We start from the raw sequence: 13,361 nt of genomic DNA, 5'->3' as shown, positions 1-13,361 counted from the left end.
CAAAAACACGTCACGACAACAGCGTTTCCCGCTTTTGCCGGAATGACGGATGACGAAATAATGCGCTGCTGGATTCCGGCCTTCGCCGGAATGACGAAATAGCGCCGGCTACGACCCCAACAAATCCAGCACCATCACAATCGCATCCTCCCGCCCATGCGTCGCCGGGTAATAACGCGGTCGACGCCCGATCTCGGTGAACCCCACCGAGTCATATAGCGATTTCGCCAGCGGATTCGACGGACGCACTTCGAGAAAGGCACGCTCGGCACCGTTCCAACGCGAAATATCGAGCAAGCGTCCCAGCAACAAACGTCCAAGACCCTGGCCGCGATAGACAGGGTCCACGCAGATGTTGAGTACGTGCGCTTCGCCCGCGCCCATCGAGAGGATGCCGTAGCCGCAGATCGTCGCATCCATGCAGAGCACCCAGCACGGATGTCCTGCCTTGAGGCAGTCACCGAAAATGCCGAGCGACCAGGGAAATTCGTAGGAAGCGTTTTCCATCGCGCTGACTGCGGCCAGATCTTCCGGTCGCATGGCGCGAACCTGGGCGACAGGACGCACGACCGCGGCCATCGTTCAGCGCTCCACCGTCGCCAGTGCACGGCGCACGTTGCGCAGTGCGTTCCACAACCGTCGTTTGGCGGCGGCACTCGTCAGCACCAACGCGGGCTCGTCGGCCAATACGATTTGTGCGCGATGCATCGCGGCGGCGGACAACGCCCGACCGAGCGCATGCGCCTGCGGTTCGCCGAAAACCAGATACGCGCGCGCCTCGGGCACATCCGCCAGCGGCTTTCCGGCCTGCACCATGACGCGGCCGGCACGCGCCAGCGCGGCGCCGCAGGCATTGAGCGCGCGTCCCAGCAGATCGAGTTCGCGAGTGCTGCAACCTTGCGGCAGCACGATGACGCAGGCAACACCGGAAGCGGTGTCCGCCATGGAACCCCTTTCTGGCGAAGCGTCTCCCTGTGCCTCTCGCCGCACCCATGGCGTGACACCGAGTGCGCGCAGCACGCGTGCGCGACGATCATCTGAAGTCCGCGTCGAAACGTTCATGCCACACGCCTCGCGCGGCGACGATGCGCCAGCCCCCACAACGTACCGATCGGACCCGAAAGCAGGTACATGGTGAACCCGACGAACAGCACGCGTGGCGTGTCCAGGATCAGCAGCGCGAGCAGCAATACGGCGCCGACCATCCAGGCGAACGGCACGCGCTGACGGTCGCCGGTCGGCAACGACTTGAAGCTGGTGTAACGAAACCGGCTGACCATCAGCAGGCCGACCACGATCGCCAGCACCGGCGTGATAAAGCAGAACGCGCTACCCGGCAGGCCGAACTTGTCCACGCTCCAGACGAACGACATGCACACCGCCGCTGCCGCCGGACTGGCCAGACCCTGAAAATAGCGCTTGTCGGCCACGCCGACCTGCGTGTTGAAACGGGCCAGACGAAGCGCCGCGCAGGCGGCGTAGATGAAGGCCGCTGCCCAGCCCAACTTGCCCCACAACGGGCCGAATTCCCTCAACGTGGACAGCGACCAGGTGTACATCACCAGGGCGGGTGCCAACCCGAAACTGACCAGGTCGGATAGGGAGTCGTATTGCACGCCGAATTCTGACTGGGTACCAGTCATGCGCGCGACGCGGCCGTCCATGCCGTCGAGCACGGCGGCGATGAACACGGCGACGGCGGCTTCGGAAAATCGCCCTTCGATGCTGGCGATAATCGCGTAGAACCCCGCAAACATCGCGCCGGTGGTGAACAGGTTCGGCAGCAGGTAAATGCCCCGATGTCGCGGCGGGCGTTGGGGTATCGGGTCGCTCATGAATCAATCCGTGACAGGATGCGCGCAGTGTAAACCATCGACCGCTTGAGTCCGGCCCGTGGTGGTGATAACAAGGGACACCCGATTTTGCCGCCGATTTTCACGTTCTGGAGAACACCATGCATCGTTCGCTGATTGCCCTGGCGCTTCTGTCGCTGGCTACGCTGGCCACGGCCCAGGTCTACAAATGGACCGATGCCCACGGCACCATTCACTATTCCGAAGCGCCACCGACCGAAGGCACCAACTTCAAGAAGGTCAGGGCCAATGGCAGCGCCGAGCCGTTGGCACCGCCCGCTGCGCCCGCCGCCGCCAACAGCGCGCCGACAGCCGCGTCCTCCGGCCTGCCGGTCATGGACACACCGGAAAATCGCGGCAAGCTTTGCACCATGTTGAAGGCCAACCTCACCGTGCTGCAGGCACATGGGCCAGTCGTGCAGCAGCAAGGTGACAAATCCGTTGCACTCGACGACGCGCAGCGCAAGCAGCAGGTCGACTCGACGCAGGGACAGATCCAGCAGTACTGCCAGTCGAAGTAACCGTCCATCGCGCCGGAGCATCGCACCCGGTGTCGCATCGCCACCGGCGTTGCGGGCGGGCCGCTACAATCGGCGTCTTTCATCACGCCGGAACACCCGCATGCGCCTCAGCCAATTCCACCTGGCCACCGTCAAGGAAGTACCCGCCGACGCGGAAATCGCCAGCCATCGGCTGATGTTGCGTGCAGGCATGATCCGTCGCCTGGCTTCGGGCCTTTACACATGGTCGCCGCTGGGCCTGCGCGTGATGCGCAAGGTCGAGGGCATCGTGCGCGAGGAAATGGATCGCGCCGGTGCAATCGAGTTGCTGATGCCGTCGATCCAGCCCCGCGAGCTGTGGGAAGAAACCGGCCGCTGGCAGAAATTCGGCGGACAACTTCTGAAGATCAAGGATCGCAAGCAGCAGGAGTTCTGCTATGGGCCGACGCATGAGGAAGTCATCACCGATTTCGCGCGCAACGAGCTGAAAAGTTACAAGCAGTTGCCGATCAATTTCTACCAGATCCAGACCAAGTTCCGCGACGAGATTCGCCCGCGCTTCGGCGTGATGCGCGCGCGCGAATTTCTGATGAAAGATGCTTACTCGTTCCATCTCACACAGGAATCGCTGGCCGAAACATATGCCGCGATGTATCAGGCGTACACGCGGATCTTCACGCGGCTCGGCCTCACCTTCCGTGCCGTGCAGGCGGACACCGGCGCCATCGGCGGCAACGCCAGCCACGAGTTCCAGGTGCTCGCCGATTCCGGGGAAGACGCCATCGCGTTTTCCGATGGCTCCGATTACGCCGCGAATCTCGAGAAGGCCGAAGCACTCGTGCCTGTCGGCGAACGCGAAACTCCGACAGAGACACTGGCGCGCGTCGACACGCCACGCGTGCGCACAGTCGAGGATGTCACGCGCTATTTCAACGTCGCCGCCCATCGCGTCATCAAGACTCTGCTGGTGCGCGGCCATGATGGATTGGTGGCTTTATGCCTGCGCGGCGATCACGAACTCAACGAAGTGAAGGCCGGCAAGCTGGCCGAGTTGTCGGGCGAATCGGTGCTGGCCAGCGAAGAGGAAATCCTCGCCGCCATCGGTGCGCGCCCCGGTTTCATCGGGCCGGTCGGGCTTCCGCAAAATATTCCGGTGATCGTTGATCGCGATGCGGCGCAGCTTGCTGATTTCATCTGCGGCGGCAATACCAACGACGTGCATTGCTCCGGCGCAAACTGGTTACGCGACGCGCGCATCAGCCGCATTGCGGACCTGCGCAACGTGGTCGAAGGCGACCTGTCGCCCGACGGCAAGGGCGTGTTGCACATCGCTCGCGGCATCGAAGTCGGCCACGTGTTCCAGCTCGGCCAGAAATACGCCGAAGCACTCGGCGCCACCGTGATCGACGACCAGGGCAAGCCGCAGCTGATGACCATGGGCTGCTACGGCATCGGCGTCAGCCGGATCGTCGCCGCGGCGATCGAGCAGCGTCATGATGACGCCGGCATTGTCTGGCCGGAGGCGATGGCGCCTTGGAGAGTGGTGGTGTGCGTGATCAATCCGAAGAAAGACCCTGCCGTCGCCGAGGCCGCCGAAGCGCTGTACCAATCGTTGAGCCAGCGGGGCATCGAGACAGCGCTGGACGATCGCGGCCTGCGCCCCGGCGGCATGTTCGCAGACATGGAGCTGATCGGCATTCCCCACCGCATTGTTGTCAGCGAACGCGGCCTGGCCGCCGGAACGCTGGAATATCGCGGCCGCCAGGACGCCGATAGCCGGGCGATCACCGAGCAGGATTTGTTTGCGTTGCTGGGTTGAACGGTTTGCGGATTAATGAAACCGTCGCACCTGCGGAACTTTTTACTGACCGCACTACCGGTCAATAAAACTTTCGACGATTAACTCCATTGCCCGGAACGGATTAACGGCGACCATTTGAAAATGCCCGCCCATTCGTCTGCGCGCTTTACAAGCGCGCGAGCGATCAGCGAGAATCATTGATGCAACAACCTCTCTGCTGGTCGGGTGCCCCTTCCATTCCCGACTTTTAAATACCAATACTCACCCCCGGGAGTCATTCAATGGCCGTCGATATCAAGAATCTCAATCACACCCAGCTTAATGACCTCATCAGCAAGGCCCAGGTGCGCCAGACGGAATTGCGCAAGGAAAAGGTCGTCAAGCTGCGCGACAAAGTGCACGCCCTGATCAAGGCCGAGGGTTATACCTTCGAGGATATTTTCGGCGGCGCCCGCAAGGCGAAGCGCACCGGATCGGTCGCACCGAAATACCGCAACCCGGCCAACCCGGCACAGACCTGGTCCGGCCGCGGCAAGCGTCCGCACTGGTTCAACGACGCTTTGAAGGCCGGCAAGAAGGAAAAAGATCTGACGATCTGATCCAACGCCATACGCGATAAAAAGAAAGCCGGCTTCGTGCCGGCTTTCTTTCTTTCGACGTAACTTCAATAAATACCGGCTCGTTATGTCAACGTTTGGTCAGAGTGATCGACGCGGCGCCACCAGCAGGTCGCCGAACATCAATCCTGCCACCAGCGATATCAACAGCGTGATCAGCAACAGGCCGGTTTCCATGCCCAGCGATGTATTGCGCTCGAGCAGAAACGACACACTGCGAAAACCGACGCTGCCCGGCACCAGCAGCAAAACACCCGGTTCGCGAACCACTGCGCCCGGTCGATGCGCGAATCGCGCATAGAGGTTGGAAAGCGAACCAAGCAACAATCCACCCAGGAAAACCCCGACGGGCGCTTTCGGCAACGAGCCGGATATTTCCCCTCCCCAACGCGTGGCAAGATAACCCACGGCGACCGCAAGAATGACCACCGGCCAATCGCGTCGTGCCGCGCGGAACAGGATGGCGAAGGCAATCGCGGCGATCAGCAATGCCGGGTAATCGATCCAGTTCGGCAAGGCGGCCACGGTGGAATCACGTGCCTCGATGCCAAAGGCGGCGCACAGCTGCGTCGCCGCGATCGTGCCGAAAGTCAGCTTCAGCAGGGTCGACATCGCGCCGCCCATGCGCGCCATACCCGACACCAGGTGCTGGCTGGAAATTTCGCGTACCGCGGTGGTCAGCGACATGCCGGGTATCAGCACGATCAAACTCGCCAGCACCACCGCCTTGATCGCCAGCGGCGCAAAGAATGCGCTGACGGAGATGGCGATGACCGTGGCCACCAGCGCGCAGATCGCATCGCTGGCCACCGCCAGCCGCGGCCGGCGACTGGCCAGCACGGTGATGCAGCCGATGATCACGCCGGTGATGGCGGCCACCACCAGATCCAGCCACGAGCTGTGCAGGAACAACGCCGCGATGGCCGCGGCGGAAAGGCCATAACTGGCGATGGAACCCAACTGCTCGCGCCGTGTATCAGGAAGGCCCAGCACGCGCAGCAGATGAAAGCCTTCGTGCAGATCCATTTCACCGGCGATCACGCGGTCGGCGATCTCGTCGGCGCGGCACAGGCGCTCCAGATTCACTTCGCCTGGCGACAGCCGCACGACCTGCGTCACCTGCGCGAGACCCTCTTCGCCCTGCGCCAGATCGGCGAAGGAAATGATGATCGCCGTCGGACTGGACCAGACATCGGCGCCCAGGCCGAGTCGCTGCGCCGAGCCGGCAATCGCCATTTCCAGACGCGGCGCGGATGTGCCGTACTGATGCAGTCGACGCGCCAGTTCCAGCAGAAAGGCCATGCGCGTGGTGATCGCCGTGCCGGCGAAACCCTGCGCCACGCTGCCGGTCGCACTCATGTCGCGGCGCGCACCTTCAGCGTAGTGCCGTCGACCGACAACACTTCCACCGTCGCGCCAACCGGCAGGTCCGGTCCGCTGACCAGCCATTGGCCGTCGCCCACGCGAGCCTTGCCGCGACCGTTGACGATCGGTTCGACCAGGTCGTAGCGCTGCCCGATCATCTGCTCCGCGCGACGGTTCAGTCGCTCGCTGCCGGGCGCGCGCCGCTCGATCCGCGGCCGCAGCAGGCGCGCATAGACAAGACACGCGGCACTCGCCAGCAACGCGAACAGCACGGCCTGCGCCAGCAGGCTCAACGTTGGCACGACCCACAGCACTACGCCCATCGCCGCCGCGGCCACACCGATCCACAGCAGGAAATAACCGGGCAGCAGAAGCTCGCCGGCGATCAACACCAGCGCAAGGATCCACCACAGGTAATGCATGGAAAACTCCCACATGATGCGTTCCCCCTCAGCGCGGCGGCGCCTGCGCGATCGACTTCTGCTGCTGGGCCAGCGAATCCTTTGCGAGCTCGGCGATACCGGCCAGCGAACCGAGAATGCCGGTGGCTTCAATCGGCAGCAGCAGCATTTTCTGGTTCGGCGACTTGGCCATTTCCTTCAGCGCATCGACGTAGTTATTGGCGACGAAGTAATTCAGCGCGTTGACGTTGCCGTTGGAAATCGCCTCGGAAACCATCGTGGTCGCCTTCGCTTCGGCTTCGGCCGATCGCTCGCGCGCCTCGGCCGCGCGGAACGCAGCTTCCTTCTCGCCTTCGGCCGCGAGGATCACCGACTGCTTCTCGCCTTCGGCCTTGAGGATCGCCGCCTGACGAAAACCTTCCGCGTCGAGAATGTTCGCGCGCTTCTCACGCTCGGCTTTCATCTGCCGCGCCATGGCGTCGATCAGGTCGCGCGGCGGCGCGATGTCCTTGATCTCGATGCGGTTGACCTTGACGCCCCACGGATGGGTTGCTTCATCCACCACGCGCAGCAACTTCGCGTTGATGCCGTCGCGCTGGCTCAGCGATTCGTCCAGGTCCATCGAACCGAGCACGGTACGGATGTTGGTCATGATCAACGCGAGCGACGCCTGCTCGAGATTCGAAACTTCGTACGCGGCCTTGGATGCGTCGAGCACTTGGTAGAACACCACCCCGTCGACGCGCACGACCGCGTTGTCCTTGGTGATCACGTCCTGCGACGGCACGTCGAGCACCTGCTCCATCATGTTGATCTTGCGTCCGACCGACTGGTAGAACGGCATCAAAAAGTGCAGGCCGGGGCTAAGTGTGCGGGTGTACTTGCCGAAGGTTTCCACCGTCCATTCGAAACCCTGCGGCACGATGCGCACGAGTTTGAATATGCCGACGATCACCAGAACGAAGATCACCAACGCGAGCATCTGTCCGATTCCCATTGCCTTCTCCCTGCTTGACGAAGGCGTGAGTATAGGCGAGCTCGCGTTACGCCAGACCCTGCCGGCCGACCTGCGGCAGCACCAGGCTCACCTGCAAGCCGCCGCCTTCACGGTTGGCTAGCAGCACGCGGCCGCCGTGCGCTTCGGCGATTTCGCGCGCCAGCGCGAGCCCGAGGCCTGTGCCTGAGCGCTTGGTCGAATAAAACGGCAGCAACGCTTGTGCCAACACGGTTTCGGTCATACCCGGGCCACGGTCGGCGACCGCGATCCGCAACTCGCGACCGGTGTCGCTGATCGACAGCGTGACGTCTTCGTCCGCGCTGCCGGATTCGTGCGCGTTCTTGATGAGGTTGATCAGCACCTGCTCGATCTGCGCGGCATCGAATCGGCTGGCGCGTTCCGGCGCCGGATTGGCCAGCTTGAACTGACAATGCAGCGCCAGCCCTTCGAGGAACGGCATCCACTCGATCGATATGGGTTGCGGCGACGGCAGCTTGGCGAAGCTGGCATAGCCAGCGATGAATCCGTGCAGGTGTCGTGCGCGTTCGCCGATGGTGGCGAACACGCCGGGCAACCTGTCGGTGTCGCCGCGCCGCGCCAGCTCGGCGCCGGAATGCGCGAGCGACGAAATCGGCGCGAGCGAATTGTTGAGCTCGTGGCTGATCACGCGGATCACCCGCTTCCACGTCGCCACTTCCTGACGCGACAGTTCGCGCGTCATGCGACGGAATAACTGAAGCCGATGCGGACGGCCCTGCAAACGAAACGCGCGCTGCGAAAGATGGAAGGTTTCCTCGCTGCCGTCCATCTCCACGCTGAGCAGCGCATCCTCGCCACTTTCCACCGCGCGACGCAGTGCTTCGGGCGCATCGGAAAGCAAGGCGGCGAAATCCAGACCGTGCACGCTGCTGCCTTCGTTGAACAGATGCCGCGCGGCAATGTTGGCGTAAGCGACGCGACCGGACGAATCGGTGAGCACCAGCGCGACGGGCGTGTTCTGCACCACCGTATCGAGCAGCAGTTCGCGCTGCACGAGATGCTGTCGCTGGTCGCGCAGAGTTTGTCCCAGCGCGTTGTGCATGCGGATCAGTTCACCCAGTTCGTCGCGCCGATCGATCGCGATGGACAGGCTGAAATCGCCGTCGCGATAACTCGCCACTGCGCCTTCGAGCGCGCGCAGCAGACGACTGATCGGCGACATCGCGCGGCTGGCCAGCCAGAACGCCACCGGCATCATCACGATCAAGGTTGCCAGCAGCCCGCCGTAGAAACTCATCCGTGCCGGCAGATCCAGCGACCGCAAGACATCCTTGTTCATCCATTTCATCAACTGCGTCAGCGGACCTTGCGTGACACCGGCATAGATCAGCGCGCCGGCCAGGCCACCCACGATCAGCAACAGCGTCAGCCGTCCCTGCAGCGAATTCAGTCGACGCCACATCAGCGATGAACCGTGGCGCGGACGCGATGCCTCAATGGCATTTGGGATCCTGCGGTGTCTGCGCGCAATCCAGCGGCGGACGGCCATCCTGCCAGGCACGATCGCTGCCCATCACGGACGACTTGTCGTTGGCACTTGGCGGTGGTGCACTCGACGGACCGGTGTCGCCGCGATCCTTGAACTTGAAATGTTCCTTCGGTTGCGAAGGCTTCATCGACGGATGCGCCGAATAAGTGGACGCGCTGGCCGCAGGATGCGACGACCAGTTGTCGTTCCCGTTGGTCGTGGGCGGCGGCGCCGACTGCGACATCGCAGCGGAGGCGATCAGCAACATCGACAGTCCTGCACAAATCCGATAACGCACGGCATCACTCCTGCTGGTTGGGTGCATCATCTTTCTACGCCGTTGCCGCAACGACAACCATGACGGACGACGTGGTATCAGGCCGGTGTCGCCAACCCGTAACGTTCCATGCGCCGATACAACGCCTGTCGCGACAAGCCGAGATTCTGCGCAGCGCGGCTGACCACACCATCAGCCTTGCTCAACGCGGCTTCCACCGCCTCGCGACTCGGTTCATCCAGGCTGCGCGATGTGCTCGACACGTGCTGCGGCAGGTTCAGCAACTCCGGCGTGATCGGGTTGCTGCCGGTCAGCAGCGCCGCGCGCTCGATTGCGTTTTTGAGTTCGCGCACATTGCCCGGCCACGGATAACCCAGCATCGCCTCGCGCGCCGCATCGCCGAGTTCCGCGCGCCCAGCGAGAAAGAATTCAGCCAGCGGAAGAATGTCGTCGCTGCGATCGGTAAGCGGTGGAAGATTCACTTCAATGACGTTGAGTCGGTAGTAAAGATCTTCGCGGAACGTGCCGGCGCGAATCATCGCTTTCAGGTCGGCATTGGTCGCCGACAGCACGCGCACCTTTACCTGGCGCGTGCGCCCGGAGCCGAGTCGTTCGAACTGGCCGGTTTCCAGCACGCGCAGCAATTTCATCTGTCCCGGCAACGGCAGGTTGCCGATTTCATCGAGAAACAGCGTGCCGCCATCGGCCATCTCGAAGCGACCTTCGCGCGCTTTGTTGGCGCCGGTGTACGCGCCGGCATCGGCACCGAACAACTCCGCCTCGATCAGTTCGCCCGGCAGCGCACCGCAGTTCACCGCGACGAACGCGCCGCGCTTCACCGCGGAGTTTGCATGCACGATCGCGGCGATGCGCTCCTTGCCGGTGCCGTTCGGTCCGGTGATCAACACCGGCACATCCGAGCGCGCGATCTGGCACGCGAGGTCCAGCGTGCGTGCCATCGCCTCGGAAGCAAACACGATGTTGTCGAGGTCGTACTTGCCTTGCAGTTGCTCACGCCGCTGACGACGTTCGCGCCGGGTGCGCGTCATCTCGCGGGTGGATTCGGAAAGCTCCAGCAGGTTTTCCACCGTCGCGAGAAGTTTGTTGTCGTCCCACGGCTTGGCCAGGTAATCCGCAGCGCCGGCTTTGACCAGTTCGACTGCGGTTTCCAGATGTGTCCATGCGGTGAGCAGGATGACCGGCAAATCCGGATGCTGCTCGCGGATCGCGCGGAACAACGCCACACCTTCTTCGCCCGACGTGGTGTCGGCGGTGAAGTTCATGTCCTGGATCACCACGTCGACCATGTCGCGCCGCAAAGCCGCGAGGCCTTCGTCCGGCGTGAGCGCGGTGAGCGCACGGATATCGTGCAACGACAGCGCCAGCGAGAGCGCCTCGCCCACGGACGGGTTGTCGTCGATGATCAGTACGGTTCGCATCTTTCTTCTGCACATGCGGACATGGATGCCGCTCGGACCACAAAGGTTGCCATGACTAACGGCATGCGTATACACGCGAGCGCTTTTTCATGCGGTTTCGCGCACGTTTTCCGCTTATTTGTCACGGGTGATTTCTGCGGGCGCCACATCGCCCGCTTGTCGGGCGAAAGGCAGCGCATCGTTCACCAGATGAATCAGAAACCGGCCGGGTTGCTCCTGCATCACCATGTGCGCCGAATCGGCGAATAGCACGAGGTGCTTCGATGGCGCCTGGATCTTCGCGAACCACTGCTCGGCCAGTTCGTGCGCGGTGGTGAAATCGTGCTGGCCGGCGAACACGATCACCGGACAATTGAAATGCGTCACGTTGTCGAAGTTCACATCGAGCAACGGCTGCAGTAGATGCGTCAGCGTGAACAGGCTGCCTTTGCCGATAGCATCGAGCTCGGCTTCGCTGTAATCGGGTGAGAGTTCTTCCGCATCGACTTCATAATTCAAGCTGTCGCGCCCATAAGTAAGTCCGCCGAAATACGTCTCCCAAGTGGTGCGCGTTCCGATACGATCCAGCGTCAACGGTTTCGTGCCGGGATACGGCGCGATCGCCTCCAGCTCTTTCACTGCCTTGGCGTTGCCATGCGCCTTCGCTTCGCGCAGCGCGAACGCATAACCGATCTCTTCGTTCCTGCGCACGTTCACCATCTGGCCAACGCCGATATATGCGTAGAACCATTCCGGATGCAGCTGCGCGAGCCGCACGCCAAGCACCGTGCCCCACGAATGCCCGAGGATGAAAATCTTCCGTTTTGCATAGCGCGTGCGCAGGTATTGCACGACCTGTACCGCGTCGCCGGTCATGCCCGCGATGGTCATTCCCGGCGCCATCTGTTGCTCGGTGTTCGCCGCATAGGTCTTGCCGCTGCCACGCTGATCCCACTGCACGACGGTGAAGTAATCCTCCCACGCCGATTGGTACGTGAAGTCGGCGGGCATCGCCGGCGACGCCGGGCCGCCATGCAAATAGAGCAGGACGGGATTGCGTCGATCGTGCCCGCGAATCGACAGCCACTGATCGATGCCGCCGATGCGCACCTTGATGCGCTCGTCCACGCCATTCGGCGAAACGATCTTGCGCGCATTGTCGACGATCGCCGTGACCTCATCGCGGGACATCATGTGCGGCTTTTCGGCAGCCGCAGCGGCGGGCGCCTTAGCCAACGCGACGTCGTTCGCAGCAACACTCGTCATGCCAACCAGCGTCGTCGTGAAAAAGAAAACCGTGCAAAAAGGAATCTTCATCGTGAATGTTCCGCGGAAAGAGAATTGGAAAGTTCCGCATCCTTGCCCTTGTCAACAGCAGCCGTACTGCCAAGTCGTCACAAGGATCGCGTCGCCACTATCGGCGGTACGCGTGCCGCGCGCATCGCGGGGCTCAGCACGGCCAGCTGACCCAGCAACAGCATCAGCACCCCGCCGATCGGCAGATAACTCCACGGCAGACGTGGCAATTCGTAGTAATGCATCAGCAACAGGTTACAGCCGAATGCGAGCAGCATGCCGACGGCCACACCCATCACAACGATCAACAAATTTTCGACCAGGAAAAGTCGAATGATGTCCCCGCGCCGCGCACCCAATGCACGGCGTATCCCGATCTGCCGCGTACGTTTCTGCACCCAGAAACCGGTGAGGCCCATGATGCCGATCACGGTGACGATCACCACCGACAACGACACACCGGCGAACAGCCAAAGCGCGGCGCGTTGACTCTTGAAGGCGGCATCCCGACGCTCGTCGTAAAAACTGATGCGTGCAGGTGAATGGCTGTCCATCGTCGAATCGAACTGCCGATGGATGAAACTGCGCACTTCTCCCAATGCTGCTTCGCGCATGGAAGGGTCGACGCGCACCGCAAAGCTCAGTCCGTCGGCCTTGCCGATTTTCTGCGCAGTGAGAACCGTGTAGTCGGCTTTCCCATCGGTGGCCATTCCGAGTTGATTGCGCAAAAGATGCCGCACCACTCCGACGACTCGATAACCCGGATCGGTGGATTCATTCGGATCCGACAGCAACTTTCCGACGGGCTGACCGTCGGGAATCAGCTGGTTCGCCATCGCCTGCGTGATGATGACCGGTAACGGCGCACCGGCGTTGGTATCCCCGTATTCGCGATATTCCGCAGGCAGAAAGTCCCGTCCGGCAACCAGCTGGAGGCCCAGCGTCTTGACCAGTCCGTCGCCGATATAGCCATTCACACCGATCTTGACGCCGCTCGGCCCCTTGAACTCGAAGATCATCAGCGTCGTCAGCACCATCGGCAAACCCGTTGCCGCGCTGGCGGCGCGAACACCCGGCAATCGGCGCAGCCCCTCTTCGGCAGTCTGCACTTCCGCTGCGCTCCATGAGCGCGTCGTTGACGAGATCTGATCGACGAGAATCAGCTCGTGACCCGCCACGCCACTGGGTGCCAGCATCGGCTGCATTTTCTGCCACACCAGAAACAGCACGTTGCACAGAATGGCGCACGCCAGCGCGACCTGCAGCAAAACCAGCAGCGGCATCAGGCTGTGCCGGTACAACGTCGAAAACATCGCTCGCCACGACATG

The 13,361-nt window shown here is 62.4% G+C and carries 14 protein-coding genes; 3 read left to right on the top strand and 11 right to left on the bottom strand.

The genetic code is table 11. The annotated features are described in order from the left end of the window. Positions 1-108: 108 nt before the first annotated feature. From rimI to pssA, 3 genes are all read right to left on the bottom strand, one after another. Positions 109-579, bottom strand: a complete 471-nt coding sequence (gene rimI / locus GSQ73_RS16255; RefSeq protein WP_158885839.1) for a ribosomal protein S18-alanine N-acetyltransferase — start codon at positions 577-579, stop codon at positions 109-111. A gap of 3 nt (positions 580-582) precedes the next feature. Beyond that, complete coding sequence (locus tag GSQ73_RS16250) at positions 583-945, bottom strand: hypothetical protein (RefSeq protein ID WP_343160854.1); 363 nt, start codon at positions 943-945, stop codon at positions 583-585. Between the two features lie 113 nt (positions 946-1,058). Then, the gene (gene pssA / locus GSQ73_RS16245) at positions 1,059-1,835 is read right to left on the bottom strand and encodes a CDP-diacylglycerol--serine O-phosphatidyltransferase (RefSeq protein WP_158885835.1); all 777 of its coding nucleotides are present in this window, start codon (positions 1,833-1,835) and stop codon (positions 1,059-1,061) included. A 119-nt stretch (positions 1,836-1,954) separates the two neighbouring features. On the opposite strand from pssA, the gene GSQ73_RS16240 reads away from it, so the two are divergent. The 3 genes from GSQ73_RS16240 (at position 1,955) to GSQ73_RS16230 (ending at position 4,753) form a co-directional block, all read left to right on the top strand. Beyond that, positions 1,955-2,374, top strand: a complete 420-nt coding sequence (locus GSQ73_RS16240) for a DUF4124 domain-containing protein (RefSeq protein ID WP_174236111.1) — start codon at positions 1,955-1,957, stop codon at positions 2,372-2,374. 100 nt (positions 2,375-2,474) lie between these two features. After that, entirely contained in the window at positions 2,475-4,172 is a 1,698-nt protein-coding gene (locus GSQ73_RS16235; protein ID WP_158885833.1) for a proline--tRNA ligase, read from the top strand. 263 nt (positions 4,173-4,435) lie between these two features. Then, positions 4,436-4,753 (top strand): H-NS histone family protein, encoded by a 318-nt coding sequence (locus GSQ73_RS16230; RefSeq protein ID WP_158885831.1) that lies wholly within the window; start codon positions 4,436-4,438, stop codon positions 4,751-4,753. Positions 4,754-4,852: 99 nt separating this feature from the next. On the opposite strand, the gene GSQ73_RS16225 is transcribed toward GSQ73_RS16230, so the two are convergent. The 8 genes from GSQ73_RS16225 to GSQ73_RS16190 form a co-directional block, all read right to left on the bottom strand. Next, entirely contained in the window at positions 4,853-6,130 is a 1,278-nt protein-coding gene (locus tag GSQ73_RS16225) for a threonine/serine exporter family protein (RefSeq protein WP_158885830.1), read from the bottom strand. After that, on the bottom strand, positions 6,127-6,573 hold the full coding sequence (locus GSQ73_RS16220) for an NfeD family protein (protein ID WP_158885828.1): 447 nt from the start codon (positions 6,571-6,573) through the stop codon (positions 6,127-6,129). The genes GSQ73_RS16225 and GSQ73_RS16220 overlap by 4 nt, the downstream gene beginning before the upstream one ends. Positions 6,574-6,586: 13 nt before the next feature. Next, positions 6,587-7,534 (bottom strand): SPFH domain-containing protein, encoded by a 948-nt coding sequence (locus GSQ73_RS16215; protein ID WP_174236110.1) that lies wholly within the window; start codon positions 7,532-7,534, stop codon positions 6,587-6,589. A gap of 46 nt (positions 7,535-7,580) precedes the next feature. Beyond that, positions 7,581-8,975 carry an ATP-binding protein gene (locus GSQ73_RS16210; protein ID WP_158885826.1) on the bottom strand — a complete coding sequence of 465 codons (1,395 nt, stop codon included), beginning with the start codon at positions 8,973-8,975 and terminating at the stop codon, positions 7,581-7,583. A gap of 31 nt (positions 8,976-9,006) precedes the next feature. Then, complete coding sequence (locus tag GSQ73_RS16205) at positions 9,007-9,339, bottom strand: hypothetical protein (protein ID WP_158885823.1); 333 nt, start codon at positions 9,337-9,339, stop codon at positions 9,007-9,009. 77 nt (positions 9,340-9,416) lie between these two features. After that, complete coding sequence (locus GSQ73_RS16200) at positions 9,417-10,757, bottom strand: sigma-54 dependent transcriptional regulator (RefSeq protein WP_158885821.1); 1,341 nt, start codon at positions 10,755-10,757, stop codon at positions 9,417-9,419. 114 nt (positions 10,758-10,871) lie between these two features. Beyond that, the gene (locus tag GSQ73_RS16195) at positions 10,872-12,053 is read right to left on the bottom strand and encodes an alpha/beta hydrolase (RefSeq protein WP_254063431.1); all 1,182 of its coding nucleotides are present in this window, start codon (positions 12,051-12,053) and stop codon (positions 10,872-10,874) included. 77 nt (positions 12,054-12,130) lie between these two features. Next, on the bottom strand, positions 12,131-13,360 hold the full coding sequence (locus GSQ73_RS16190; RefSeq protein ID WP_254063430.1) for an FtsX-like permease family protein: 1,230 nt from the start codon (positions 13,358-13,360) through the stop codon (positions 12,131-12,133). Between the last annotated feature and the right edge of the window lies 1 nt (position 13,361).

It is taken from the genome of Rhodanobacter sp. L36, from assembly GCF_009765755.1.
Taxonomy (GTDB): domain Bacteria; phylum Pseudomonadota; class Gammaproteobacteria; order Xanthomonadales; family Rhodanobacteraceae; genus Rhodanobacter.
This window is presented reverse-complemented; position numbering and strand designations above follow the sequence as displayed.

What these genes read in the sequence shown, in the direction of transcription:
- rimI (WP_158885839.1), bottom strand. Translation starts at nt 579, where the DNA reads ATGGCCGCGGTCGTGCGTCCTGTCGCCCAGGTTCGCGCCATGCGACCG.
- GSQ73_RS16250 (WP_343160854.1), bottom strand. Translation starts at nt 945, where the DNA reads ATGGCGGACACCGCTTCCGGTGTTGCCTGCGTCATCGTGCTGCCGCAA.
- pssA (WP_158885835.1), bottom strand. Translation starts at nt 1,835, where the DNA reads ATGAGCGACCCGATACCCCAACGCCCGCCGCGACATCGGGGCATTTAC.
- GSQ73_RS16240 (WP_174236111.1), top strand. Translation starts at nt 1,955, where the DNA reads ATGCATCGTTCGCTGATTGCCCTGGCGCTTCTGTCGCTGGCTACGCTG.
- GSQ73_RS16235 (WP_158885833.1), top strand. Translation starts at nt 2,475, where the DNA reads ATGCGCCTCAGCCAATTCCACCTGGCCACCGTCAAGGAAGTACCCGCC.
- GSQ73_RS16230 (WP_158885831.1), top strand. Translation starts at nt 4,436, where the DNA reads ATGGCCGTCGATATCAAGAATCTCAATCACACCCAGCTTAATGACCTC.
- GSQ73_RS16225 (WP_158885830.1), bottom strand. Translation starts at nt 6,130, where the DNA reads ATGAGTGCGACCGGCAGCGTGGCGCAGGGTTTCGCCGGCACGGCGATC.
- GSQ73_RS16220 (WP_158885828.1), bottom strand. Translation starts at nt 6,573, where the DNA reads ATGTGGGAGTTTTCCATGCATTACCTGTGGTGGATCCTTGCGCTGGTG.
- GSQ73_RS16215 (WP_174236110.1), bottom strand. Translation starts at nt 7,534, where the DNA reads ATGGGAATCGGACAGATGCTCGCGTTGGTGATCTTCGTTCTGGTGATC.
- GSQ73_RS16210 (WP_158885826.1), bottom strand. Translation starts at nt 8,975, where the DNA reads ATGTGGCGTCGACTGAATTCGCTGCAGGGACGGCTGACGCTGTTGCTG.
- GSQ73_RS16200 (WP_158885821.1), bottom strand. Translation starts at nt 10,757, where the DNA reads ATGCGAACCGTACTGATCATCGACGACAACCCGTCCGTGGGCGAGGCG.
- GSQ73_RS16195 (WP_254063431.1), bottom strand. Translation starts at nt 12,053, where the DNA reads ATGAAGATTCCTTTTTGCACGGTTTTCTTTTTCACGACGACGCTGGTT.
- GSQ73_RS16190 (WP_254063430.1), bottom strand. Translation starts at nt 13,360, where the DNA reads ATGTCGTGGCGAGCGATGTTTTCGACGTTGTACCGGCACAGCCTGATG.